We start from the raw sequence: 24,035 nt of genomic DNA on the forward strand, positions 1-24,035 counted from the left end.
CTTATCACTTAAAGTGATTTAATGAATCGACTGGTTTATATGATTACTATTTTGTTTTCAAAGTTCATTTATTTTTGTTAGCTACGTTGTCCGCCGCTGACTTGTATAATATTACACCATTCTCTTACACTCGTCAACACTTTTTATCGACTTTTTTCATTTTATTCTTCCATTATATACTACTTATAGCTTACACCCCTTCTCCTACTTACCTTTCAGCTTATTATGTTAATTATTTTATAGATACATATTTAAGATAATATAAGTCATTATCATACTAAATATGCCTTTTCCATTCAAAAGAGCATAGTAATACATACTTTTCAACGCATTACATCTACTATACTCCTCTATCTTTCTTATTACTTTTTATTTTCTTGTACCTTAATTACTTTCTTCTTATATTAAAATGTTATACTTCTCTATTATTTCTTTTCCTTTTTAGTAGAATTAGATTTACTATTACCTTTATCTGGCATACTACTTCCCCTATTCATAAAATAGATTAGCCATTTATGGCTAATCTATTTTATGAATCATTTTATTTTTTTATGCTTTCCTTAATCACTTCATTTTTCATATGTGCAAGAAAACACATTTATTTTTCTAGAATGTGTAAAATGGTGCTACAACTTATTCGGCTGCTCACTTAGAAAATGAAAGTTTAGAAGTTATTAAACCTTTTAGCAAAAAAGGCTTAAACGTCAAATATATTTACTCCTTCTTATCTCATGTTCCTCTAAATAAAATGGCTCAGCCAAAAGATATTGCAAATGCTGTATTATACTTTGCCAGCGATGAATCTTTTTTTGCAACAGGTCTTATTCATAACATGGCAGGTGGTCACGGTTTTGGAACACCTCAATACAGTGACTTCATAAGAGCTAATGCTGATAAAACTAAAATCGAATAATAATAAATAATATATGCAAAAAACCTCAAGTTCTAAATAAAGAACTTAAGGTTTTCTAAATAAAAGAGCGCGAGACGGGACTCGAACCCGCGACCCTCTCCTTGGCAAGGAGATGCTCTACCAACTGAGCCACTCGCGCATAAATCTGGCAACCACTTACTTTCCCAGGCCGTCTCCAGCCAAGTATCATCAGCCGCTTAGGTCTTAACCGACGTGTTCGGGATGGGAACGGGTGTGTCCCCTAAGCGCATCATCACCAGAAAATATTCCGTTGTTTTAACGACATGTTTTATTTTACACTAGCTTCTTACCTATGTCAACATATTTTTAAATTTCAATATTAAATCAAGAACTTCATTACTAACTTATTCTACTTACTGATTAATATCGTTTACTTTGTGTTATACTAAAATTGTATTAATATTCTATTAGAAGAAAGGGGTATTACATATGCCATTTATTAATTCAAAAATCAGTTGTCAGGTTACTCCTGAAAAACAAGAAGTATTAAAAACCGCTTTAGGTCAAATCATCTCTACTATTCCTGGGAAGTCTGAAACTTTTCTTATGGTAGGTTTTGAGGATAATTATGATTTATTCTTCGGTGGTAACAAACTTGACAAAGGTGCTTTTGTAGAAGTCAAGATCTTCGGTTCTACTACTGATGACGTCCTTAGCAAACTTACTCAACAAATCTGTAGTTTATATGAAAAAGAATTAGGACTTGCACCAAATAAAGTTTATATAACTTATGACTTCCTAAATCACTGGGGTTGGAATGGAGCTAATTTTTAGTTTCTTCTATATAAATATAAAAATAAAAAGAACCATTGGTGTATTGATTGTACTCACTAATGGTTCTTTTATATATACTCTATAATTTTAAGGTTACCTGTTCCATTATGTCTGTATTGACATCTTCAACCATTCCACTGTCACAAGCTTTAGCAATGGCTGGATCAATTGGTAATTTGGCTAGTACTTCGAGGCCATATTGTTTAGCAGTCTCTTCAATATGACTCTCACCAAAAATCTTATGTTCTTTATCACAGTCTGGACATTTAAAGTAGCTATAGTTTTCAATCAATCCAAGAATAGGTACATTTAACATGTTCGCCATCTTAACGGCTTTTCCAACAATCATTGAAACTAAATCTTGAGGTGAAGTTACAATTACAATGCCATCCAATGGGATAGATTGAAATACAGTAAGTGGTACATCTCCTGTACCTGGAGGCATATCTACAAACATGTAGTCTACATCTTTCCAAATAACCTCTTGCCAAAATTGTTTAACAGTACCCGCAATAACAGGTCCACGCCACACAACTGGGTCTGTTGGATTTTCTAAAAGAAGGTTAATAGACATAATATCAATACCCGTCTTTGTTGTAACTGGTAATAAGCCTTGTTCATTGGCATAAGCCTTTTCTGTAATTCCAAATGCTTTTGGAATAGATGGCCCTGTAATATCTGCATCTAATACTGCTGTATGATAACCCTTTTTATTCATTACTACTGCAAGTATTGATGTAACACTTGATTTACCAACGCCACCTTTTCCACTTACGACACCTATTACCTTTTTAATAGAACTAAGTGCATGTGGTTGTATTAAAAGACTTTTTGGATCCTTTCTTGAAGAACAATCTTTACTACAACTCCCACAACTGCTTTGACAATTTTCACTCATCTCTTTCTCTCCTCTGACGAATATTTTATTCGTACCGTTTATTTGTAATGAAGTATAAATCTAAGATTTTAAAATTACGTGCTGTATATTCTTATCATCAGGGGGTCTTTCTACTAAGATCTGTAGTATTTAAAACTCTTCTTTAAAATAATCATCTGTCTAAGCTCTGAACTGATATAGATTTGTTATAGTGTAATCGTTAATTGGTTGGGCTTTTAATAGTGCTCTTATCTTAAACTATGTTTATCTTTACTAAGTTCTTAAACAACATCTCTTAGTTGGTTTTAATTATCCTTAAATTTACACTCACTACAAACTTTGTCCTGGCCACATCTTGTATGAGAAATCTCGTAGTTTCCACCCTCTATGACCAAACATTTGCCTTGAACTAATGCTTCTGCCACCTTATGTCTTGCTGCATATAAGATACGCTGAAATGTACCTCTAGATACTGACATACGTTTTGCAGCTGCATCTTGATCTAAACTTTCAAAATCAATAAGCCTTAGACTCTCTAATTCTTCCACTTGTAAAATAATGCGCTCATCAGAAGAACATTCCGGATTAAACACTTTATTGATTGGTTCAACACAAACTCTTCTATTTTTAGTTATGCGAGGCATTTACTGCCACCTCCTACACCCACGAAACAGGCATATGCACATTACATTTAGCAGTATAATGTGCATATGCCCATTTGTCAACTATGTTATTTACACTCTATTATATCTCTTTTCTCCTCCTTTAATACACCGATTTTCACTTTATGGTCAATCACATTTCCTATTCCCTGTAATTGATTCTGCACTGTAAATTCATCTTTAATCTCTTCATAAATTAATATAATGAATGCTATCTTCTTACCTAGCATTTTTTCACCTCTCAAAAATATATACTAGATTTTTATAAAGTACCCTATATTGTTGAAGATAAGTTTAAAATAGCTTGATACTATTTGAAGGCGTAACTAATTTAGCAATTCTCACTAAATATGGAGAGATAACGGAAAATATTGACTTGTTTATTTCTTCGTGATAAAATACCTAACAGTATTAGATATAAACACTATTACATATTTAGGAAAGGAGATTACGAATGGATTATGAAAAATATTTCGATGAAATTTTAAAACTCCTATATGACCTTCATTCGCATCATCAAGCTAATGATATACCTATAAGTGCAAAAGGAGAGGTCTTTTTACTTTTAACCTTAGCGCATCGTGGAGGTTATGCTCTTCCTGGAGAATTAGCTAAAGATATTAATGTAAGCACAGCGCGAATCGCTGCTATCTTAAAAAGTATAGAGAAAAAGGGATTAATCAAACGTGAAATAGATGCAAATGATCGTCGTAAAATTCTTGTAACAATTACTCCAGCGGGGCAATCCTTTGCTGATGCAAGAAAAGAGGATATCTTCATCTTTTGGAAAAAGTTTATGGATTTTATAGGTGAAGAAGATGTTTTACATAGTATCCGTATCTTAAAAAAAGTCCATTCTTTCGTTCATACTACAGATATTTGTCCTATTAAATTTAATGCATAGGCCTTATAACTTCGTAAAATAAGCTATTAATTAAGCTTTTGCTTATTAACTTTTTATATACAGATTATTGATTACATAGGAGGAAACAATGAAAAAATTAGCACCAGCCTTATTTATATGCATGGCAATTATTTTAAGTAGTTGTGGCGCTAGCAATACGGAGACTTCTTCAAATACTGAAACAGTTGCCACAACAGAAGATAGACCTATTGCTGTAAGTGTACAAAACGTAAAATCAGGAAATATCGTTAAAGCAAATACCTTTAGTGGCCGTACTAAATCTTCTGGAGATACCTCTGTTACTGCAGAAACTGTAGGTAAAATCCAAAAGGTTCATGTCTCTACTGGACAAAGAGTTCAAAAAGGTGATGTCCTACTCACAATTGATGCTACAGATTTAAACAAAAGCATCGAACAAGCTAAAGTGTCTTTAGAAACTGCACAGCGTTCTTATGAAAGTGCTATCGGTGGTAGTGTTTCAAGTCAAATTAATCAACTTGAAAACGCTGTAACAAATGCACAGATTGGTTATGATGAAGCAAAACGTAATTATGATATGTACAAAGAATTATATGATGCTGAAACAATTACAGAAGATCAGTTCAAAAAAATCGAACTTGCACTCCTTCAATCTGAACAAGGTTTACAAGCAGCACAAAGTACTTTAGACATTACAAAAAATCAAGTAATTCCAGAATCACAAAAGCTTGCAAAACAAAATGTCTCTCAAGCACAAGTAGCTTATGATACAGCCAAAAGCAACTTAAGCAAACTTATAATCACTGCTCCTGTAAGTGGAACAATTACAACTTCTAACTTTAAAGACGGAGAAATGATTGCTCAAAGTGCACCTGCCTTCGTTATTTCTAACTTAGGAACTTTAAAAGTTGAATTACAAGTTACAGAAACTGATGTCATTAAATTCAAAGTAGGCAACTCATTAGCTGTCACAATCTCAGATACAGATGTTAAAGGAACTGTAGCTGAGGTAAGCAAAGTTCCAAATACTCAAACAGGACTTTATACTGTTGATATTACTGTTGATAATAGCAACAATAAATTTTTAGCAGGTATGGCTGCTGAAGCTAAACTTATAGATAAACAAAGTAATGAAACTTTAATTATTGCTAGAAATGCAATCTTCGAAGAAGATGGTCAAAAATACGTTTATGTATGTAAAGATAATCACGCTGTAAAAACAGCTGTAGAAACTGGACTTACTAATGTTGATACAGTAGAAATCACAAGTGGTATTAATTCTGGTGACAGTGTTGTTATTGAAGGGCTCTCTCTTATTGAAGATGGTACTTTCTTATATCCTGTAGAAAAAAAGGAGGCTTAATTTATGAATTTAACTAAAGTCTCTGTAAAACGCCCACTTACAATGATTATGGTATTTTGTATTATCGTTGTATTTGGGACTCTGGGATATCTTAAAATGCCAGTTAACCTCATGCCAGATATTGATATGCCAGTAGCCACAATTATGACTACTTGGAGTGGTGCTGGACCTTCAGATATCGAAGAGCAAGTAACTGATGTCATTGCTGAATCCGTATCTGCTATCGGTGGGGTGGATACCGTTATTTCTATTTCAACGGAAAGTATGTCGGCAGTTATGATGCAATTTGATTTCGGTACAGAAATGTCTGAAATCATGAGTACAATTCGTGACAAAGTAGACAGCGTACAAAGCAGATTACCAGACGACGCGAAACGCCCTACTATTTCTCAAGTAGATATTAACGCTGCTGCTATCGGTACTTTAGTACTTACAAGTAAATTAGATAGCAATAGTACTATGACTTATGCTGAAGACACTGTACAAGCTCGCCTAGAACAAATTTCAGGGGTAACATCTGCTGATATTCGTGGGGGACAGGTTTATAAAGTGACTGTAGATGTAGACCCTACATTATTAACTCGTTACGGAGTGACAATGGATACAGTGGCAACTGTTCTTAGTAGTGCCAATATGACTTATCCATTTGGTACATTATCTGAAGGGCAAGATCAATTTACAATTCGTAGCTTCGAAGAGTTAACTTCTGTAGATGAAATCGAAACACTTCAAATCGTTACAAACACAGGTAAAACAATTAACTTAAGCGAAGTTGCCAAAGTTACATATGACGTAGCCAAATCAGAATCCCTTTATCGTTACAATGGCGAAAGCAGTTTACTTATTGATATTAATAAACAACAATCATCAAATACTGTACAACTTATGAAAAAGGTTTATAAAGTAATTGATGAATTAAACGAACAAAATCCTGAATACCAATTAGTCCTTTCTTATGATGAAAGTGATTATATTAATGAATCTATGAATAGTGTATGGTCAACTTTATTCTTAAGTGCTGGCATCGCTTTCTTAGTTATATTAGTATTTCTTAGAAGTTTCAAAGCTTCTTTCATCGTTGCTTTAGCTATTCCACTTTCAATCATTGGTGCTATTGCAGCTATGTATTTCTCTGGTCAAACATTAAACCTTATCTCTGTAAGTGGCTTAATGCTGGGGGTAGGGATGGTAGTAGATAACTCCATTGTAGTTATTGAAAACATCTTTAAGAAACGTGAAGAAAATATTGATCTTGAAACAGCTTCTATTATAGGAACAACAAGTGTATCAGGAGCGATTATCGCTTCTACACTTACAACAGTGGCTGTATTCTTACCTATGATTTTCACAGATGGTATGATTCGTATGATGTTCACATCACTTTCACTATCTATCATCTACTCGCTCCTCTTCTCTGTATTTGTAGCAATCACACTTGTACCAGCTATCTTTAATAAAATGAAAGTAGGTGGCAGTGGAATTTCTAAGCCTTCATTTATCTTTAGTAAATTCCAAAATGCTTATGAAAGACTTTTAAGACTAGCTCTTAATCATAGATTTATAACTATTTTATTAGCTATCGTTCTTTTAGCTTCTTCATTTGGTTTGGTAGGACAAATCGGAACAGATCTTATGCCAAGTGCAGATAAAGGGGTTATGACTGTAAGCATCGAACTTCCTAAAGGCTTAGATGTGCAATCCAGTGATTACTACATCGCCATGGCTGAAGAGAAATTATTAGATATAAAAGAAATCACTTCTATGACAACATCATTTACAAAAGAAGTGTCTCTTATGGGTAATCCAAACACAGCAACTATTGCTTTAAAACTTACTTCAAAAAAGGAACGTGAAGAAGGCATTAAACAAATCGCTGATAGAGTTCGTGACATTCTTGCTACTGTACCTGACTGCACAATCTCTATTTCTATCGATGATAGTATGATGATGTCTAGTAGTGGATTCTCTGTAGAAGTTTCTGGTCCTGACCTTGATGTATTAGAGACCATTTCTATAGATGTAGCCAATGCACTTAAACCTATTGAAAGCTTCTTGGATGTTACAACAAGTATTGCTGATACATCTGAAGAAATCAGATTACATATTGATCAAAAACGTGCTACTGAATGGGGCGTAAGTGTAGCAAGCGTTAATTCTCTTGTACGTATGGCTCTTGAAGGAAGTGATGTTACAACTGCCCGAATCGACAGTTCTACAGTTGACGTTCATTTACAACTTAAAGATGGCACAGTAAATGGGTTAGATGATTTAGAAAGACTTACAGTGAAATCTTCTAAAACAGGCCAAGAGATTCCTCTTAGCGCGTTTACAACATTTGAAAAACATATTGCAGCTAAGACACTTAGAAAAACTGATGGACAGTACATCGTAACAGTTTCTGCCACTCTCGCTGATGGTGTAGATTCTGGTACTGCTCAAAAACTTGCAAATGAAGCCATTGCAAAACTTACACTTCCTAGAGATTATGAAGTAGGTCAAGGTGCACAAACAGAAATGATGATGGAATCATTCCAAAGTTTAGCCCTCGCTCTCGTTATGGCGATTTTACTTGTTTACATGGTTATGGTTGCTCAATTTGAATCATTCAAGAAACCATTTATCATCATGTTCTCTCTACCATTTGGATTTGTAGGGGTTGTGGTTTCATTATTAGCATTTGGCTGTTCACTTAGTATCCCTTCATTCATCGGTGTAATCTTACTTGTAGGTATTGTAGTAAATAATGGTATCGTACTTATTGACTACATTGAACAACTTCGCAAAGAAACAGATATGTCACTTATGGAATGTATCGCAAAAGGTGCTGCCAGCCGTTTAAGACCAGTACTTATGACAACACTCACTACAGTACTTGCTATGCTTCCTATGGCCCTTGGTATCGGAGAAGGTGCTGAAACAATGCAGCCTATGGGAGTTGTAGTAGCTGGTGGTTTAACAATCAGTACACTCGTTACATTAGTTTTAATTCCTACAATCTACTTAATATTTGAAAGACGTGGGGATTTAAAAGCTCAAAAATAATCTATACTATAAACAAAAATAACTTAGGTAATATATTCTCCATATGTATTGCTTAAATCTAATCGAGGTGACTTATGAAACTCCTAACTAAATTAATAACTGCAATCAGTTTAAGTACATTAGTATGTACGCCTTTATTCGCAAGTACAAATATTACTATAACGCCAGCTCCTAACACTTCTGTTGCCACTAGTGTTGCTACTATAGATGAAACAACTGGATTACCTATCTTAACTTTAGAAGAATCTATTAAAGGTGCACTTTCTAAAAACAATAGCTTAGCTCTTAATTCACAACAACATACACTTCTCCAAGAACAAATGAATTCTATGGATGATATTGGAGCTTATAAATACCAACAAATTTATATCTCTTATAATCAAAACGTTCAACAACGTGAATTCTTAAAAGATAAAGTTACTGCAGATATTACAAAACGCTATAATTCTATCATTTTAATTGGTGAAGAAATCAAAAACATTGAAGCTAATATTGCTCTAAAAAAAGAAGCAATTAAAGTTTTAGAAATACAAAAGAAAGCAGGAATGGCAATATCACTTCAAATCGATGCAGCCAACCTAGAGCTCAAAAATTTAGAAGCTAATAAACTAGCTAAAGAAGAAACACTTAAAAGTGAAAAAGAAGCCTTCTTAATGCTTACAAATAAAGATTTAAATAAATATGCTTTAGAAAACAGCATAAGTTTCGAACCTTTTAGACTTGAAAATCCAAAAGCTTACTTCCAAACAAATGCAGACAAATATCTTAAGTATCAAAATGAATTAGCTGTTCTTCAAAGCGATAATATCTTTGAAAACTTCATAAACCCAGTGACAGGTTCAGCTTATGCTCCAACTTATGCAGAATACTTAAGCGCAAAATACTCTGCAAGCTCTGCTACACTTAATGTAAAAGACAGCAAAGATACATTAGTGCAAAATCTATTATCAAGCTATGCTAGTCTTCTTAATATGGAAGAACAAATCAATACACTTGAATCACAAAAAGCTTTAATAGAAAAACAATTAGCCACTGCTGCTGTTCAACGTAAAGTTGGTATGATGACTAAACTTGAGTATGAACAACAAGCCATTAAACTTGATGACCTGTCCTTCAACTTGGTTTCGCTTATAAATAGTTATAACTTATTGGTTCAAACTTTACAGAAACCTTGGAGCTAGTCGGTATATAAGGTGAAAGTGCTATCACTCACTTTTTCAAAACATTACTTATATAAAAAAGGAAGGTTTACAACACTTTTGTAAATCTTCCTTTTTCTCTTTATCTAAAGAATCCGCTACTCCTCTAAGTATGCTTTTCGGCCCCTTGTAATACTTTTTAAAATAAATGAATTTTTTATTATTTTATATACCTACTAAGTTAGTAGTAAACAAGGTTTTTATAACTTTCAACATTTTTCTTCAATAGCAACAAGTCCTACTTCTCCTGCTTTGACATATCCTGTGTCTTTAACAATAACCTTTTCATAATCTTTAAGGTTGGTAAATACTACAGAAGTCACTACAGAGGGAATTTTAGTTTTAACCTTTGGTAAGTCTATAGTAAATAAGGCTTCTCCTATTTCTACGATTTGATCAACTTGTACATTACATATGAAACCTTCTCCTTTTAAAGTCGCCGCTTCTACACCAATGTGCACGAGAACTTTTCTTTGAGCGGGTGTTTCAATGGTTAAGGCATGCCTTGTAGGGGCAATTTCCATAATTCGCCCTTTAACAGGTGAATTTATGTTACCTTCATTAGGTTCTACGGCGAAGCCTTCTCCTTTGAGCTGTTCTGCATAAATAGGATCTGGTACATCTGATAAGTACATAAGTGTTCCTGAAACAGGCATAGCAATGACTTCATCCGCTTCTCTCTCTTCTTCTTTTGGCCCTAATGGTGTAATGCCCTCAGCAACCTCATCTTTTTTAATAGGTTCTGTCATTACTCTTGTAACATGTTTATCCTCTATCTTACCACTTCTTATAACTTTATAAATAAATATAATAGCTATAATCGCTATAATTGCTATAAATACTATAGTAATCCAACTTGTAGACGATACTATATCACTTGATGCCGCACCCATAACTATACTAGCACTTTTATTTAGCATCTCTTTTCTCCTTTCATACTTATATCCTAGTATTTTTTATTATCCTTACATATTTAAAATATTCTAATTTTCATTGTGCATCTTTTATTTTTAATATAAAATAATCTTAAGTTTATGCATTTTTTTTAGAAGGAGTCCTCAAATGAAAAAATTTAAGACATTATTATTTAGCTTACTTATAGGAACATTTGCAATTTCTATAATAGGATGCAGTCAACCATCTTCTAATCTAGCTACTTCCACTGAAAACACTACTGCTAAAAATACATTGGCAAACCTTCAAAAACTTGAATTGCCTACAGATGTTAACTTAAAAACCTTTACGATTAAAAACGGTTTATATTCTATAGATTTACCAGAAACCTGGGTCCAAGATACTGAAAACACGGATTTATTAATTGTAGATGATGCATCTGGACATTTAACTGCTATGGTAGATTACTATCCTATTTCTACTGTATCCAAAGAAATGCAAGGCAACAATCTAGATGCTTTCATTAAACTTTATGAAAAGAAAGGGATTCCAAAACTCCTTTCAATGGCAGATGCTAGTGAACTTATTACACTAGAAACTGATAACCTTCTAGAGGCTAAAGCCTATGAATTAACTGTGAATGTGGATGAAAATACAACCAATAAAGCTTACTTTGTTTATGCACAGACAAACGATTTCTTCTACTCTATTAGTATTAGTGGAGACGAATCAACTTATACAGAAAATATTGAAGCTCTTAAATATATTCCACTTACCTTAAAAGAATATTAATAAATTCAACAAAAAAGTATGGTAAAAATGACATTTTCACCATACTTTTTTAGTTTTATTATATTCATTTTTATCTATTCCATGATACAAATAAATCACTTTTTTGCAATAACTCATAGAACTTTTTGATATAAGGTGTTAAGTAGATTTTGCCTATAATCCCAAATACAATAGTATAAATTGTAAATATTAAAAGTATAATTACACTCTTATAAAGATTTACTGATACAAAATCTACCTGCAGCTCTCTAAAACTTCCTACCACATAAATAAATGGCATCACTGTATTAATTCTAAAAAATATATCTGGGATAATCTGCAATGGAAATACCCCACCTAATAAAAATAGCTGCAAAATAGATATAAAGTAAATACCCAATTTACCTATATATCTAAAAACACTCACTGCCGTATAAATCATTACTGAGAAAGTAATGCTTCCCACAAGCCCTATTCCTAAAAATAAAAAAGGATGAGTAGTCCCTACATTAAATACTAACCTAACTACACATATCATTAGGAAGTCTTGTATAATGCCTAATACAATAAAGAATAATCCTTTAGAAATATACTCCTGAATTAATATAAATTCTTCTTCCATTTGATTTTCTTTCTTACCGCTAGATAATTTACCTCTGAAATTAATAGATAGCAATGTTACAAGTATTACCTTACCAATCCACATAGCAACTCCTATATCAAATGGCGCTACAGTTATATTTTCATTAAATATATCTTCATTTTCAACTCTTTGAATAAACATTGGTGCCTCTAAATATTCACCCACTAACTCTGGATTATTTTTAAGGTTATAAATAAGCTTCTCAACATTATTACCCTGTGCTAAAAAGCCTAATTTAGATTCTGCACCATTTGTATGTTTTACTAGCTCTATAATAGCATCATATATTTGATCTACTATATTATAAAATCTTGCAGCTACTCGTCTTAATGTTTTTATATTATCTTGAAACTGTAGTCCTTCATCTTTAACATAGTCTAGGTTTTGTATTATATTTTCTAAAGTAACCGTTAATTTCTTATATCCTGCACCTAATTCATTTCCAGTTGTTCCTTCATATTCGTTTTCTAGTTCAATTGTATTATCTAGAAGTGATTGCAATTCCACTCGAAAACGCTCTATTTGCATTCTATCTATCTTAGAATTTATAATGCTATTATCAACATTAGAAAGTAAAACTATTATTTCTCCTGATAATTCCTTATATTCTTCAAGTCGCTTTAAATATAAATTCTTGTTCTCATTCAATAGTAGCATTGCTTCAGCTACTTGTCTCAACTTTAAATTATTATCTTCTATGCCTTCTAGCTTAACATCTCCTATAACACTCTTTATCACCTTATTAGTTTCATTAATAATACTTCGTTGAATACTTGCTTGCAAGCTAGCATTATTAACTGTGTTAAAAGTTGGTGCATAAATGTTTTCTTGAAAATTCATATCATATTGCACCTTAGGAAGTTCTTGCTGTGCTGTATCTAGTGTAGCAACTTTATTAGTAAAATCCTCTGGAATAATTATCTGTCCATAGTAACGTCCAATTAAGGTTTCCCTGAGTGCAGTTTCATAAGTAACTATCTGCCAGCTTATACCCTCAGCATTTTTAATATTTTCTACTATTTCCTGCCCTATATTTACTTCTATCCCATTAATAATGCCACCTTGATCTTTATTAACTAATGCCACTTTAATCTTCTCCAAATCACCCATTGGCTGTTGATTCGCTCCGATTATAAAACTTACAAATATAGTGGGCAAAATAAGTGTTAAAAGAATAAGAAGAAACACTCCTTCATTTACAAAAATACTTTTTAAATCATGCCTAAACATTTGCCGAATATTCATTATATTACCTACCTTATTTAACATCCATTGATTTATGATTTCCAAAAAAATAAGACTCATGCAATATATACACATGAGCCCTATTTTTTCTTAAACATATTATAAATTCTCTTCCAAATCCAATATCCTATAATTGTTCCTAATGTATTAAATATGACGTCATCTATATCAGTTACTCCCGTGCATAATACATACTGTAGTACTTCAATAGATATTGAAGTAATCATCCCTATTATCGTAACCTTCCAAAGGCTTCTTGTCTCTTTCCACAAAGTCGGTACCATAATCCCCAATGGCACAAACCATACACAGTTACCTACTACGTTATAAAAAAGATGCCACCAAATGCCTAAATGAAACCATTTTATCAAAACCTTCATTAGCTCTAGATTAACCCTCGTTTCGCGCATTATCATACTCTCCATACTTAATCCAAGTCCAAATCTAATGGCTGTGATTTCATAAAGACTAATTATATACATTATAAAAAAATGTACACCTAGCTCTCTGCTCCAAGTTAAATGATATGTTCTCTTCTTCTTTTCTAAACGAATTACACGTAAAATAGCCACACCTATAAATACTGGTAAAGCCACCATAAGTGTTGTATACATATATTGCATAATCATCTCAATTGACATGATGGCACCCCCTTGATTTTATGTTCCAACAAATCTACTTTATTAATGATACCATGTTCTCTCTGTTATGCAACTAAAACCATATTATTTTATAGTTAAGATTTAAACCAAAATAATTTATACCTATTTCTACTATTTATTTAAATTTTTACTTGTATATTCATTTTCTATACATTATAATTACAAATTTGGACACAATTAAAAGGGGAATTATATTCCACCTTTATTCGAGAGTATTTTTAACATTATCCACAACTAATAAAGTAACAAAACAAACTTATCCACAGTATACACAGTTATTCCACAAGAATATGTGTATAACTTTTGTGTGCATTTATTTTATATTTTATAGGTTATTCACATTTTTAAACAATTTTCGCAGAAGTTATCCATAGGCTGTGATTGTTAGTTTCTGTGTTTTCCACAGAAATCACAGAACTTATCCCAAGATTGTGTATAACTTTGAGGAAAATCCCAAAATTTAAAAGCCATTTGCGAAAATCCACAGATGGCTTTTAAATTTTGTGAGTTATTCTCTTTTTATCTTTTTACATTTAATATCATTCCTTTTAAAAAATCTAAGTTTTTCCACCATTTTCTCTTATCTTTCTCTCTTTGCACTAATCTTCTCTATACCTTGAAATTCATGACATAATATTAAATATGTACATGTTGTATATTATGTAAGTACTTCTTAAAATATACCTCATTAATACCTTTTATTTTATTAAAATTTTTTCCTTATCTAGTAATTCTTAAAAATCAAGGGACTGTTACACTAGCATTGAATATTATATAGTAGGTAACTTATATTCAAGGAGGTTCCTTATGTTACAAGTTCAATATGCTGCTTCTAATAGTAAAGGTATACTGGCATCTAACATTGGTTGGATTGATTTTGGTACCCTACTTTCCTTATCGCAACATTCCCCGACAGCAACTGTAACAAATGCTATTACAGGCGGCTATCTTATTTCTTTTGATTTATGCTTATCTACTCAAGGGAATACCACTTCTCTTAATCAAATAAAATTCGAAGGGACTACCATTCCAACTTCTACAGCATCCCCTTTTGGAAATACTGCATATACAGGTATTCCAGGTCATGTGGCACTTTATATGACTAACGCCTCTGTAAATGGCGATGAACTCAACGTCACACTTGCACTTCGCAATATTACCGTTACAGATACTTATGGTGATATTATAAATGATTATTTCATCATTGCAGCTGATGCCGCCATTACAAGACAACACTCTAACTTCTCCCCTGAAGTTTGGTCAGTCACAACAGATGGCTCACCTTGGGAATTAGTTGAAGAAATACCCTCTTTAAGTGGCTTCACTTCTGGCACACCTAGTATCAGCGGTTTAAATACGCGTACTGTTACAGAAGTAGGTAACACCTCTTCCAGAGAAAGCACTTCTGCTGGTGTTTTTATTACCCAATCTCCTTGCCAAGTCACTGCAAAGACTACCATTGTAGATAGCAGGCAAGGCTTCGCTTTCGGCGTTATTATTCCCCAGTGCAAAAACTGTACACCATTAGCAGCTATGCGATCAAATCATATTAACTATATTAATCCAACTCACTATGTCACTTCCGTACTTCCACTTAAATCCTGTGATAAATTAACATCAATTGATTACAATGGTAAAAACCATTCTTTCAATGGGACACCACTTTTAATCGCTGGCCAATTAGGTAATTATCTTTTCTTTGATAACTGCGTTTTATTTAGTGGTAGCTCTCGCACAGCCCGAATGAATTTCGATATCTTCCATCTTACCATTGCCCGTGGTAATGAGTGCATTCAAAAATTCATTGTCTTTTCTACTAAGCCTCGTAATAATCGTGATCACTAATTTTCCCCTTATGTTGACAAATTTAAAAAGCACAACCTCCTATTCTAGAAGTTGTGCTTATTTTATTGTCTTTAAATACATCTTTTTAATTTAAATGCATACCTGTAATAGCTACTTGAGCAACTTTAGTCCCTAATTCATCTGTAATATGTATGGTATAAGATGAAGTACGTTTACCAGCTTTTTCACAATTCGTTTCAGCAATTAATACTCTGCCTTTTGCAGTATTTAAATATGTAATTTGACTTGTCATAGACACCGTTAAACGTCCCATACTATTAGACGCTACTGCAAAAGCAAAGTCAGCTAATGTAAATATAGCACCACCCATGACTGCATGGGCTGCATTCATATGTTTATCTTCTATTACAAGCTGGCATTTCGCATAGTTTTCTGCCACAGCTTCAATTGTAATTCCTGTTACTTCTGTAGCAAAACGGTCTGCACTGAACTGAACTCTTGCTCTTTCTAATAATTCCATATCTCATAACCTCCTATTATATTTTTTTCCATTTTACTGCCCTATAACTTACATTTTTCATTGTACCATGGGGCAGTATTAAATATTATATTTTTTTATATAATTTTCAATTAATTGTATTGTAATCTTCTGTAAATTGCTATATACTTAGTTTATTAAATCGAACACGTGTTCTATTTTGTTATAAGGAGATGATATTATGAAATATTTTGAGATTGAAGCTTTCTTTCCTTGTCATAAGGATGATAGCAGTGCAAAAACATGTATTTTATTAAGTAATGGCACAAAACAATATTCGCCATATAATATGAGACAATTTGTGTCTCATTTATTATGTGATGTAGGCCTTGATTATCGGTCTATTCGTTTGTGGAGTTCGAAAGTAACTGGCATTAAACATCATATGCCTCTTATTATTGATAATCTCAACATCTTTTTACCTATTAAGTTTCAGACAGAAGATGCCGTTCATGAAATCAGCTACGGTTATGTTCATTTAGGTTCTATTGCAAGTTATACAGATTCGAAAATTGTTCTAAGAAGCCAAAATATATTACCGACACTTTCTTCATGTTCCTACATTGATAAAAAAATAGTAAGTGCCAAATTACTTACATATGCCTACTTAGATAATAAAAAAAATATGAATTTATGTGGAAAGAATAATATTTACACAACAATAAGGAGTTGATACAAGTGAATTATTTAGATATTGATGCATTCTTTCCTCACTATGATATGGACCAAAATTGTCGTACCTGCATTATCTATTCTGACACCACGAAAGAATTTGTACCTCTAAATGTTTCTCAATATGCACGCAGGCTTTACTTCCTTGCTAAACTTAACAAAGATGCCTTACATAATTGGAGCAAGCAAATCTTAAATACTGCTACTAACTTGCCACTTCTCATCACAGACAAGCTTATCTTCATACCAGTTAAATTCAAACCACATCCTTACACCCCTGGTCATGCTTTTACCTTCGGCTATATTAACTACAATGCAATTTCTTTTTACTCATCACACGAGGTCATCTTAAAAAATCAAATAATTTTAAATACTATTTCACCACATCCATTCATTGACAAGAAAATTCGAGATGCAACCTTACTTTCCTACGCGTATCGTGAAACGACTTCACAGACTCCCTCTAGATCTCCACTATCTCAGCTTAGTATTTGGACACCTTAGAGGAGATAGAAGGACTGTCTTAGAAAATGTTATTTTGTGACAGTCCTTTTATATTTTATTGATTTTGTATAAGTATATTGAGCCAGCTTTCAGCTGCATGTTTCTCTCGGAGATCCCCTGTTATCCATATTTTTAGGATTTTGAAACCTAGATTTGAAAATAATTCTTTTGCGCTTACCTTACTTAAATCATGATAATAACGACCATTTCTTTTTCCTTCAAAGTCACCATATTTAAATGAAGCATATAAAATACCTTGTGACGTTAGGGCTTTTTTTAGCTTCTTTAATATTTCTTCTAGCTCATAACTAGGGACATGCAATAATGAAGCTGATGCCCAAATCCCATCAAATATAGGGGTAAAATCTATTTCGCTAAACTGCATATGCACCACTTCTTGTCCAATGTACTGTCCTGCTAATTGGCACATTTCTATGGCACCATCTAAAGCTACTACTTCATATCCTCTATTCATGAAGATTAAACTATCTCGTCCTGAACCACAGCCCGCATCTAATATTTTGCTGCCTACTGGAAGCAAGTTTAAAAAATCCTCATACTGCTTACTCATATCCGCATTTACAGTATCATTAAAAAATGCCTGAGCATTCATATTATAATAATTCATCATTACTTTCCTATTCCCTCCATTGTTTTATTCTTATTCATATACCTCCTATTATATCCATCCCCACTACTTTTTCCCGTTATTTATAGAAAAATATTACGCTTATCTCATAGGTGCATGCCTATTTATAGCATGACAAAAGGCTATGTACTACTTTCTAGTACATAGCCTTTTGAGCGTATTTATTTTTAATAGTTTCTATTTGTAACACTGATCACAAGGGTCTATCTTTCCACTTTCACTAATTGTACCACTTAAAATCGTTTTACTTCTAGAAAGTGTAGAACACTCATCTGTTTTATGATAACTTTTGCCATTAGGTGTCCAGTATACTATTTCGCCTTTATCTGAAACGTTATCTTTAACCTCTGCTGATTCTTTTTTAGTTGCAGCTTCTTTTTTAGGTGCAACTTCTTCTTTAGGTGCAGTTTCTTCTCCATTGTTACTATCTTGTGAAGCTGGCTTTTCTACTGCTTCTTGCTTTTCACTCATATTAATCTCTGATTTCTTCTTTGTTCCTTCTGTACCTTGTTCACAGTCTGTTGTAATACCGTATCCTGTAGACTTAAACACAATACTACCACATTTATCTGTTCTATGTACTTCTATTCCTTGGAGCTTATCTAATGTTTCTTGATGTGGATGGCCATATTTATTCCCCTCTCCACAAGTAATAACGGCATATATTGGATTAACCTTTTCTAAAAACGCTTGTGAAGTACTTGTTCTAGAACCATGATGTCCTACTTTTAATAAATCTACTTGTTCTACTTTCGGTAAGATTTCTTTTTCTACTTCTTCTTCAGCATCCCCCATAAGAATGACTTTGTCCTCACCGTTAATATATTCAACAACAAGAGATTCATTGTTTGTATCGCTACCACCATCCGTATTCATTACCTTGAAATAACCTCCCCCTAATGGGAACTGACTATCCTCTAATGGTACACTTGGTGTTAACCCTTTATCCATAACTGCATTGATAAAATCTCTATATACCTTTGTATCCGCATCGCCGTTTGCTACAAATACCGTATTGATATGTATATTTTGTACGACAGTATCTAATCCCCCTACGTGATCCGCATGTGGATGGGTCGAAATAATGTATTCAAGTTCTGTAATACCATGACTTTTTAAGTAACTTACAATGAATTCGCCATCTTCATTATCTGCCCCATCTATTAACATGGCTTCACCATTGTTTTCGATAAGAATGGCATCTGAATTCCCTGTATCAATAAAGTGAATCTCACTTTCTCCCTGACTTACTATCTTGTCTTCAGTTACATTTTGACTTACTTGTACTGTATTATTGGATATTGTCTGTTCTTTGAAAGCTTGCGCCTCACCAGTACACCCTGGAAGAAAAGTTAAAGCTACTACTAAACCTAGTACACCTAATTTATTAAAAAACTTACTTATTTTCATTTTTCGCTCCCTTATTATATGGTTGTCTATTTTAAGTCGTATTATATGTTTTATATATCTTTATTATAAATGAATTTAATATAAACTTCCACTCATCATAAAAAACCATACAATAAGGTACTTATATACTATATATTATTATTACAATATTGGTTCATTAGCTGGTCGATTTCAAATTGAGCTATATTAGTATGTCGAATATTGGCATTCATTTGTTCTAGGTTCAACTTTCCTTTTTTATATTCATCTTCTGTAATCTTTTGGGTAGCTTCTACGGCGCAGCTTACCCATATAAATAAATTGTTCAGCATCTCATCTCTTGGCATAAGGCTACAGAAACTAGGTCTATATACAATGACCATCCATTCGTGATCTGTAAACATATTATAGGCTGTAGTACAATATTCTCCGCTCTTATAAGTTATAAACGTCTTAACACCATTGGCAAGCTTCCTTGCAAAGATTCCACGCCTTAGTTCATACTCCTCTTCATAAGGAGCATTTAAATCACATACTCCAAAATGGACAAAAGGCTCTTTCTTATAATCAATCTGGCAAATATAAACTTGATGATTTTGCTCAAAAAAGTATCTTAAACGCTTTTTAAGCGAAGTCATATAGTTCTTCATATGGCATTTTCTCCTATATCTATTAATCTCTATTTACACACTCTTATCTTTAAATTCTACTTGTCCTTATCTTTAAATATACCCAAAATATGTTATTTAAAATCACAAATAAATACAAAAGAGGTACTAAATTCGATACACTTCCTATAGAAACAATTGAATACAAGCTTTCAGAAAAAGAAAATGTATATGCTACTTGTGGCTCACCTTTAACAGAGATGAAAAAAGAAATCAGAAAAGAACTAGTAATCATCTGCGGAGGTAAAAATCCAGCTACGCCACAAAGCTAGTTAAAGTATACTAACAGTGGCGTATTTTTTGTAGGCGTGTTTGAATTGACGCTTACATATAAATAAATAGAGGGAATAGCTGTGACTCATCACACTAGCTACTCCCTCTATCTTTTAATAATTGCTCATATCAATACCAAACCATGGACTTTGGATTCCATTACCTTCCCCATAGTTTTGACTCTGTTCAGTATAATTAACATCTAAAAATTTATAATGATTTGAAAAATAAGCAATACAACTTTTTGTATCATATACCATTCTATCCATGCCATGTAAGGTATATTCTAAAAATCTATTTGGATTATTATCTCCATGAACAGCATCATTAGTTTGTATATTGTGGCTCCATATTTCCCAACTTCCTCCCCCTAAAATATGTACATTATTAGTATTTACTGGTAATACTTCTAATATATTTTGATGAATTGAACGCAGTGCGCCAAACTGATTCTCACTTTGGTCACCTTTTTGTTTCCTTGATGGCAATCTAGTATCTATTTCACGACCACCATATTTTACCCAACAAGTTACATCCTCTGCTAATGCAATTAAACTTTTTAATCTTTCATTTACATCCGGCATTTGAGCATATTGCTTAATACTCGCATAATCAAATATATTTGTACCTATTTGTCCCACAGAAGCACCTGTTGAATTTGTAGTTTTTGGATTTGTAATACTTTGATGTGCAATAAGTTGTGGATTTATATTGGCTACTCCATTTACTCTTTCATCTAACTGCCTACGAATTTTTGTTACTGCCTCTCCATCATAAATTCCATTAATAACGTTATATACTTTATTAGCTAATTTACGTTCTAAGGTACTTTCTACATAGTCGTTAAGCGTACTTTTATCCTTTCCTTTATATGTTCCTGCCGCCTTAAGAATTGCTATCCTATCTTCCTCTTTCGTTATTTTATACACCCGTTTTTTTACACTTTTTAATAAATCCAGTACTTTTGATATCTCTAATTTCTCATCCCTATTTAATTTGGAAATTTCACCTCTAATAGCTTCTATATCTTTGCTTAACACTCTATATCGAGCAACCTCACTATTTGTTGCCTCATTAGCTATTTTCCATATGGTTCCAATTCTATTTCTTTCAATATACGCCTTTATCTTAGGTATCATTGTGTCCTTATCTTCTCTATTAGGAATAGCTTCTAAATCAACAAGTCGTTGAATAGGATATTTTTGCATATTCCCTTTTGAATATGATAATGGATTGAATGTTTTTGGTACTTCATTTTCTGCATTAACTTTATAGCATTTATGACTGCTTAAATTAGAATTAGTTTGTGCTTCTTGTTTGGTCTTTGACTCTTGTAATTGCGTTGTATACATTCTCATAATGATTTCCCCTTGGTATATCTTTTTGATTTTGTATTTCTACGATTTGACCTATACTATCTACTAAGCTTTCTAAAAAATCTTCTACTAAACTTGTATTCGAAGGCAAAAACGGTACACCTACTACACTACGTTCATATTCGCCTAAGCTATTTTCATAAACTCTGGCATCTCGATAACAATGCATGGTGTTAATATCTTCTTCTCTAGGTACTTCTATCATTGTCTGCACTTTGTCTTTTTAAGCTCAATATATTATCCGGCTTTTGAGGTAATGTAGGTGTTTTATTCGCTTTGTTATAAGCTAGTGTAAATATTTCACCTGTTACACGATGTTTAAAACTTATAGTAGATTGTGCCCCTTTTTTAAGGGGGCGCTTAATCCATCTCTGTAATAACCACTTGCCTTAGTGTTAATGAGTTCATGCTTTTCTTTTAATATAGCACCTAACTTAATAAAGCACCAGTACTCATAAAACTCTGTAATATCTTTATTAGAGATTTGAGGATAAATTTCTAATGTCAACCTTAAATACACCTGATTATTCACTAAAACACGTAACTCCGTTAACCCAATCTCATTGTGAAAATTAATAATACCTGTTAGTAATTTCGCCCTACTGATCCTACCTTTTCACGTATACGTAAATTATCATAATCAAAGCTTATTGCCTCTAATTTTTTTGCTTCTATAATCACTTGATAATTCGTTTGCTCAAAAAATTGCGGCGCATATTCTTTATAAAATTGACGGGTTACACTATGATTTACATTTGCAATATTAATCTCAACTTCATCTTTACAGCTTACATTATAAACAGCTAAATCTTCCCTAGTTACTTTAGTATTGGCAAAATTTCTTAACTCTCCCTTTAGATAGAAATCAAAATAAGGCGTAATAATTTCGATAAGCTCTCTCTACCAGAAAGAAGTAAAGCCATCTTCACACCTCCTCAACATTTGAAGCAGCTTTTTCACTGATTTTGGATAAATCGCACTTTCTCTAATTTGCACTTCATCTCTCTCTTCTGCAATAACCTTTTCTTTTAGCTCTGTCACAGTGCAGAAATCTAATAACTTAATTAATAAATCTTCCACCTGTCTACTGGTCCCACTAATACGTGGTAAAACCTTTTGTAAAACCTGATAATCAAAGGCATCCTCTTCACTTAAAAGTTCATATTGTTGGTTATAAACCATATAAAATACAATCTCATCTCTTATACGATAAGCAAACTCTAAACCACAAGGCATTAAGATTTCATTAATCTTAATTAACTTCTCAACCTAATACTCACCTTCCAAGTCCTTATAACCCAAAAGCTCGGTAGCATCCGACCAATCCGGTTTAACAGGAATCAAAGTAAAATTAGCACTTATTACTTCCGAGAAAAGGCGGACAAGTTTAGATTTACCAGTGCCTGAGATACCGGCTAGGATGGTGAAAGGTTTGGATTTGAGGGAGAGGTAAAAATTATAAATAGTTTCCTTAGAATAAGTAAGGCCTTGATTTGTGATATATTCGTAAATCATGTCAATGTCTTCTTGATTATATAAACCAACACGTTCAACTTCTGGCGATACAATACTTTTTCCATCACCAAATACTTCTTCAATCCTATCTTCATTTAAACAACGGCTTAACGTACCCCAATAGCCCCCTCTTGTTTTAAGCTTATCAATTTTAGTCCACTTCGCAGGAATAGTATGTCTATAACCGGGCTATATTTATAACTCATTCTCACATTACCCAGAACCTCACCTATAGCATTAATCTCTAAAACCGATTTAGAATGCCCCTCACCTTCAGTGTAAACTTTCTTCAGGACAATTTTATCACCCTTTTGGATTAGCATTAAATTATCAAAAGCTGTAGTCCCACTATTATTAAGTTCTTCATCTTCATACATTTGCTTCATTTTTTCAGGGTCACCGATAATATTCTTTAAACTATGCCCCACCCATCCAATGGCATAAATATTGTTGTCTATAAAGTCTTGCGTTAAATCTTCACCATCATAATTAGCTCCAGCAAACCAATAGGTGATATCTTCATTGGCTCCCTCATTCGAACTCTTACCTCTATCTACAAGGAACTTTTATACCATCCTAATGCTGCAGTATACATATTTCCTTTATCTTTTGCTTTTAAAACATCTCTAGTTTTATATAATGTGATAATATTACAAATATGATTACTATCATCAATAGTGTAGATATCGATATCAT

General features: G+C 32.9%; 26 protein-coding genes, 1 tRNA gene, 1 rRNA gene and 1 pseudogene. 11 read left to right on the forward strand and 18 right to left on the reverse strand.

The features are described 5' to 3' along the window. Positions 1–748: 748 nt before the first annotated feature. Positions 749–913: a hypothetical protein gene (locus tag JCM14822_RS20210; RefSeq protein ID WP_157047699.1), complete on the forward strand. Its 165-nt coding sequence runs from the start codon at positions 749–751 to the stop codon at positions 911–913. A 66-nt stretch (positions 914–979) separates the two neighbouring features. Here JCM14822_RS20210 and JCM14822_RS09075 read toward each other — a convergent pair. Further along, positions 980–1,052 (reverse strand) — tRNA-Gly (locus JCM14822_RS09075). 4 nt (positions 1,053–1,056) lie between these two features. Next, positions 1,057–1,174 (reverse strand): 5S ribosomal RNA (gene rrf, locus JCM14822_RS09080). A 189-nt stretch (positions 1,175–1,363) separates the two neighbouring features. On the opposite strand from rrf, the gene JCM14822_RS09085 reads away from it, so the two are divergent. Next, on the forward strand, positions 1,364–1,708 hold the full coding sequence (locus JCM14822_RS09085) for a phenylpyruvate tautomerase MIF-related protein (RefSeq protein ID WP_054741684.1): 345 nt from the start codon (positions 1,364–1,366) through the stop codon (positions 1,706–1,708). A 79-nt stretch (positions 1,709–1,787) separates the two neighbouring features. Here JCM14822_RS09085 and JCM14822_RS09090 read toward each other — a convergent pair whose 3' ends face one another. The 3 genes from JCM14822_RS09090 to JCM14822_RS20215 all read right to left on the reverse strand — a co-directional run bounded on the left by JCM14822_RS09090 (position 1,788) and on the right by JCM14822_RS20215 (position 3,477). Next, positions 1,788–2,606, reverse strand: coding sequence for an Mrp/NBP35 family ATP-binding protein (locus JCM14822_RS09090; protein ID WP_054741686.1), 819 nt, complete (start codon positions 2,604–2,606; stop codon positions 1,788–1,790). 284 nt (positions 2,607–2,890) lie between these two features. After that, on the reverse strand, positions 2,891–3,229 hold the full coding sequence (locus JCM14822_RS09095; protein WP_054741687.1) for a DUF134 domain-containing protein: 339 nt from the start codon (positions 3,227–3,229) through the stop codon (positions 2,891–2,893). Positions 3,230–3,315: 86 nt separating this feature from the next. Continuing rightward, positions 3,316–3,477, reverse strand: coding sequence for a hypothetical protein (locus JCM14822_RS20215; protein WP_157047700.1), 162 nt, complete (start codon positions 3,475–3,477; stop codon positions 3,316–3,318). A 224-nt stretch (positions 3,478–3,701) separates the two neighbouring features. On the opposite strand from JCM14822_RS20215, the gene JCM14822_RS09100 reads away from it, so the two are divergent. From JCM14822_RS09100 to JCM14822_RS09115, 4 genes are all read left to right on the forward strand, one after another. Beyond that, a complete protein-coding gene (locus JCM14822_RS09100; RefSeq protein WP_054741688.1) occupies positions 3,702–4,151 on the forward strand; it encodes a MarR family winged helix-turn-helix transcriptional regulator in 450 nt (149 codons plus the stop codon). A gap of 88 nt (positions 4,152–4,239) precedes the next feature. Further along, complete coding sequence (locus JCM14822_RS09105) at positions 4,240–5,493, forward strand: efflux RND transporter periplasmic adaptor subunit (protein WP_054741689.1); 1,254 nt, start codon at positions 4,240–4,242, stop codon at positions 5,491–5,493. Between the two features lie 3 nt (positions 5,494–5,496). Further along, a complete protein-coding gene (locus tag JCM14822_RS09110; protein ID WP_083461354.1) occupies positions 5,497–8,535 on the forward strand; it encodes an efflux RND transporter permease subunit in 3,039 nt (1,012 codons plus the stop codon). Positions 8,536–8,609: 74 nt separating this feature from the next. Beyond that, entirely contained in the window at positions 8,610–9,716 is a 1,107-nt protein-coding gene (locus JCM14822_RS09115; RefSeq protein WP_054741691.1) for a TolC family protein, read from the forward strand. 227 nt (positions 9,717–9,943) lie between these two features. On the opposite strand, the gene JCM14822_RS09120 is transcribed toward JCM14822_RS09115, so the two are convergent. Further along, positions 9,944–10,654, reverse strand: coding sequence for a PTS sugar transporter subunit IIA (locus JCM14822_RS09120; protein ID WP_054741693.1), 711 nt, complete (start codon positions 10,652–10,654; stop codon positions 9,944–9,946). Between the two features lie 142 nt (positions 10,655–10,796). Here JCM14822_RS09120 and JCM14822_RS09125 point away from each other — a divergent pair, with 142 nt between their 5' ends. Beyond that, positions 10,797–11,420 carry a hypothetical protein gene (locus tag JCM14822_RS09125; RefSeq protein WP_054741695.1) on the forward strand — a complete coding sequence of 208 codons (624 nt, stop codon included), beginning with the start codon at positions 10,797–10,799 and terminating at the stop codon, positions 11,418–11,420. Positions 11,421–11,490: 70 nt separating this feature from the next. Here the strand turns inward: JCM14822_RS09125 and JCM14822_RS09130 are convergent, their stop codons facing one another. Continuing rightward, entirely contained in the window at positions 11,491–13,287 is a 1,797-nt protein-coding gene (locus JCM14822_RS09130; RefSeq protein WP_054741697.1) for a YhgE/Pip domain-containing protein, read from the reverse strand. Positions 13,288–13,367: 80 nt separating this feature from the next. Continuing rightward, on the reverse strand, positions 13,368–13,928 hold the full coding sequence (locus JCM14822_RS09135) for a VanZ family protein (protein WP_054741699.1): 561 nt from the start codon (positions 13,926–13,928) through the stop codon (positions 13,368–13,370). A gap of 828 nt (positions 13,929–14,756) precedes the next feature. Here JCM14822_RS09135 and JCM14822_RS09140 point away from each other — a divergent pair. After that, a complete protein-coding gene (locus tag JCM14822_RS09140; protein WP_054741701.1) occupies positions 14,757–15,794 on the forward strand; it encodes a CshA/CshB family fibrillar adhesin-related protein in 1,038 nt (345 codons plus the stop codon). Between the two features lie 85 nt (positions 15,795–15,879). Here JCM14822_RS09140 and JCM14822_RS09145 read toward each other — a convergent pair whose 3' ends face one another. Then, entirely contained in the window at positions 15,880–16,275 is a 396-nt protein-coding gene (locus JCM14822_RS09145; RefSeq protein WP_054741703.1) for a PaaI family thioesterase, read from the reverse strand. A gap of 199 nt (positions 16,276–16,474) precedes the next feature. Between JCM14822_RS09145 and JCM14822_RS09150 the strand changes: the two genes are divergently transcribed. Together JCM14822_RS09150 and JCM14822_RS09155 are read left to right on the forward strand one after the other, a co-directional pair. Further along, positions 16,475–16,966: a hypothetical protein gene (locus tag JCM14822_RS09150; RefSeq protein WP_054741705.1), complete on the forward strand. Its 492-nt coding sequence runs from the start codon at positions 16,475–16,477 to the stop codon at positions 16,964–16,966. A gap of 5 nt (positions 16,967–16,971) precedes the next feature. Beyond that, positions 16,972–17,469 (forward strand): hypothetical protein, encoded by a 498-nt coding sequence (locus JCM14822_RS09155; protein ID WP_054741707.1) that lies wholly within the window; start codon positions 16,972–16,974, stop codon positions 17,467–17,469. 55 nt (positions 17,470–17,524) lie between these two features. Here JCM14822_RS09155 and JCM14822_RS09160 read toward each other — a convergent pair whose 3' ends face one another. The 3 genes from JCM14822_RS09160 to JCM14822_RS09170 all read right to left on the reverse strand — a co-directional run bounded on the left by JCM14822_RS09160 (position 17,525) and on the right by JCM14822_RS09170 (position 20,157). Next, on the reverse strand, positions 17,525–18,100 hold the full coding sequence (locus JCM14822_RS09160; RefSeq protein ID WP_054741709.1) for a class I SAM-dependent methyltransferase: 576 nt from the start codon (positions 18,098–18,100) through the stop codon (positions 17,525–17,527). 195 nt (positions 18,101–18,295) lie between these two features. Continuing rightward, complete coding sequence (locus tag JCM14822_RS09165) at positions 18,296–19,528, reverse strand: ComEC/Rec2 family competence protein (RefSeq protein WP_054741711.1); 1,233 nt, start codon at positions 19,526–19,528, stop codon at positions 18,296–18,298. A 128-nt stretch (positions 19,529–19,656) separates the two neighbouring features. Next, positions 19,657–20,157: a hypothetical protein gene (locus tag JCM14822_RS09170; protein WP_054741714.1), complete on the reverse strand. Its 501-nt coding sequence runs from the start codon at positions 20,155–20,157 to the stop codon at positions 19,657–19,659. Positions 20,158–20,246: 89 nt separating this feature from the next. Here JCM14822_RS09170 and JCM14822_RS09175 point away from each other — a divergent pair, with 89 nt between their 5' ends. Further along, the gene (locus JCM14822_RS09175) at positions 20,247–20,447 is read left to right on the forward strand and encodes a hypothetical protein (protein ID WP_054741716.1); all 201 of its coding nucleotides are present in this window, start codon (positions 20,247–20,249) and stop codon (positions 20,445–20,447) included. Positions 20,448–20,561: 114 nt separating this feature from the next. On the opposite strand, the gene JCM14822_RS09180 is transcribed toward JCM14822_RS09175, so the two are convergent. From JCM14822_RS09180 to JCM14822_RS09205, 6 genes and pseudogenes are all read right to left on the reverse strand, one after another. Further along, positions 20,562–21,806, reverse strand: a complete 1,245-nt coding sequence (locus JCM14822_RS09180; protein WP_054741718.1) for a hypothetical protein — start codon at positions 21,804–21,806, stop codon at positions 20,562–20,564. Beyond that, positions 21,748–22,029 carry a nuclease domain-containing protein gene (locus tag JCM14822_RS09185; protein ID WP_054741720.1) on the reverse strand — a complete coding sequence of 94 codons (282 nt, stop codon included), beginning with the start codon at positions 22,027–22,029 and terminating at the stop codon, positions 21,748–21,750. The genes JCM14822_RS09180 and JCM14822_RS09185 overlap by 59 nt, the downstream gene beginning before the upstream one ends. Beyond that, positions 22,013–22,356, reverse strand: a pseudogene (locus JCM14822_RS24970) (nuclease domain-containing protein). The gene JCM14822_RS09185 and the pseudogene JCM14822_RS24970 overlap by 17 nt, the downstream one beginning before the upstream one ends. Before the next feature lie 368 nt (positions 22,357–22,724). Beyond that, entirely contained in the window at positions 22,725–23,060 is a 336-nt protein-coding gene (locus tag JCM14822_RS09195) for a hypothetical protein (protein WP_054741724.1), read from the reverse strand. Positions 23,061–23,093: 33 nt separating this feature from the next. Then, positions 23,094–23,339 carry a hypothetical protein gene (locus tag JCM14822_RS09200; protein WP_054741726.1) on the reverse strand — a complete coding sequence of 82 codons (246 nt, stop codon included), beginning with the start codon at positions 23,337–23,339 and terminating at the stop codon, positions 23,094–23,096. A 107-nt stretch (positions 23,340–23,446) separates the two neighbouring features. After that, positions 23,447–23,767, reverse strand: coding sequence for a hypothetical protein (locus JCM14822_RS09205; RefSeq protein ID WP_054741728.1), 321 nt, complete (start codon positions 23,765–23,767; stop codon positions 23,447–23,449). Between the last annotated feature and the right edge of the window lie 268 nt (positions 23,768–24,035).

The sequence above is a fragment of the Cellulosilyticum ruminicola JCM 14822 genome (assembly GCF_001311925.1).
Taxonomy (GTDB): domain Bacteria; phylum Bacillota; class Clostridia; order Lachnospirales; family Cellulosilyticaceae; genus Cellulosilyticum; species Cellulosilyticum ruminicola.

What these genes read in the sequence shown, in the direction of transcription:
- JCM14822_RS09200 (WP_054741726.1), bottom strand. Translation starts at nt 23,339, where the DNA reads ATGATTTACGAATATATCACAAATCAAGGCCTTACTTATTCTAAGGAA.
- JCM14822_RS09125 (WP_054741695.1), top strand. Translation starts at nt 10,797, where the DNA reads ATGAAAAAATTTAAGACATTATTATTTAGCTTACTTATAGGAACATTT.
- JCM14822_RS20210 (WP_157047699.1), top strand. Translation starts at nt 749, where the DNA reads ATGGCTCAGCCAAAAGATATTGCAAATGCTGTATTATACTTTGCCAGC.
- JCM14822_RS09175 (WP_054741716.1), top strand. Translation starts at nt 20,247, where the DNA reads ATGTTATTTAAAATCACAAATAAATACAAAAGAGGTACTAAATTCGAT.
- JCM14822_RS09105 (WP_054741689.1), top strand. Translation starts at nt 4,240, where the DNA reads ATGAAAAAATTAGCACCAGCCTTATTTATATGCATGGCAATTATTTTA.
- JCM14822_RS09185 (WP_054741720.1), bottom strand. Translation starts at nt 22,029, where the DNA reads ATGATAGAAGTACCTAGAGAAGAAGATATTAACACCATGCATTGTTAT.
- JCM14822_RS09095 (WP_054741687.1), bottom strand. Translation starts at nt 3,229, where the DNA reads ATGCCTCGCATAACTAAAAATAGAAGAGTTTGTGTTGAACCAATCAAT.
- JCM14822_RS09110 (WP_083461354.1), top strand. Translation starts at nt 5,497, where the DNA reads ATGAATTTAACTAAAGTCTCTGTAAAACGCCCACTTACAATGATTATG.
- JCM14822_RS09090 (WP_054741686.1), bottom strand. Translation starts at nt 2,606, where the DNA reads ATGAGTGAAAATTGTCAAAGCAGTTGTGGGAGTTGTAGTAAAGATTGT.
- JCM14822_RS09135 (WP_054741699.1), bottom strand. Translation starts at nt 13,928, where the DNA reads ATGTCAATTGAGATGATTATGCAATATATGTATACAACACTTATGGTG.
- JCM14822_RS09100 (WP_054741688.1), top strand. Translation starts at nt 3,702, where the DNA reads ATGGATTATGAAAAATATTTCGATGAAATTTTAAAACTCCTATATGAC.
- JCM14822_RS09130 (WP_054741697.1), bottom strand. Translation starts at nt 13,287, where the DNA reads ATGAATATTCGGCAAATGTTTAGGCATGATTTAAAAAGTATTTTTGTA.
- JCM14822_RS20215 (WP_157047700.1), bottom strand. Translation starts at nt 3,477, where the DNA reads ATGCTAGGTAAGAAGATAGCATTCATTATATTAATTTATGAAGAGATT.
- JCM14822_RS09150 (WP_054741705.1), top strand. Translation starts at nt 16,475, where the DNA reads ATGAAATATTTTGAGATTGAAGCTTTCTTTCCTTGTCATAAGGATGAT.
- JCM14822_RS09180 (WP_054741718.1), bottom strand. Translation starts at nt 21,806, where the DNA reads ATGAGAATGTATACAACGCAATTACAAGAGTCAAAGACCAAACAAGAA.
- JCM14822_RS09145 (WP_054741703.1), bottom strand. Translation starts at nt 16,275, where the DNA reads ATGGAATTATTAGAAAGAGCAAGAGTTCAGTTCAGTGCAGACCGTTTT.
- JCM14822_RS09160 (WP_054741709.1), bottom strand. Translation starts at nt 18,100, where the DNA reads ATGATGAATTATTATAATATGAATGCTCAGGCATTTTTTAATGATACT.
- JCM14822_RS09115 (WP_054741691.1), top strand. Translation starts at nt 8,610, where the DNA reads ATGAAACTCCTAACTAAATTAATAACTGCAATCAGTTTAAGTACATTA.
- JCM14822_RS09085 (WP_054741684.1), top strand. Translation starts at nt 1,364, where the DNA reads ATGCCATTTATTAATTCAAAAATCAGTTGTCAGGTTACTCCTGAAAAA.
- JCM14822_RS09195 (WP_054741724.1), bottom strand. Translation starts at nt 23,060, where the DNA reads ATGCCTTGTGGTTTAGAGTTTGCTTATCGTATAAGAGATGAGATTGTA.
- JCM14822_RS09170 (WP_054741714.1), bottom strand. Translation starts at nt 20,157, where the DNA reads ATGAAGAACTATATGACTTCGCTTAAAAAGCGTTTAAGATACTTTTTT.
- JCM14822_RS09140 (WP_054741701.1), top strand. Translation starts at nt 14,757, where the DNA reads ATGTTACAAGTTCAATATGCTGCTTCTAATAGTAAAGGTATACTGGCA.
- JCM14822_RS09165 (WP_054741711.1), bottom strand. Translation starts at nt 19,528, where the DNA reads ATGAAAATAAGTAAGTTTTTTAATAAATTAGGTGTACTAGGTTTAGTA.
- JCM14822_RS09120 (WP_054741693.1), bottom strand. Translation starts at nt 10,654, where the DNA reads ATGCTAAATAAAAGTGCTAGTATAGTTATGGGTGCGGCATCAAGTGAT.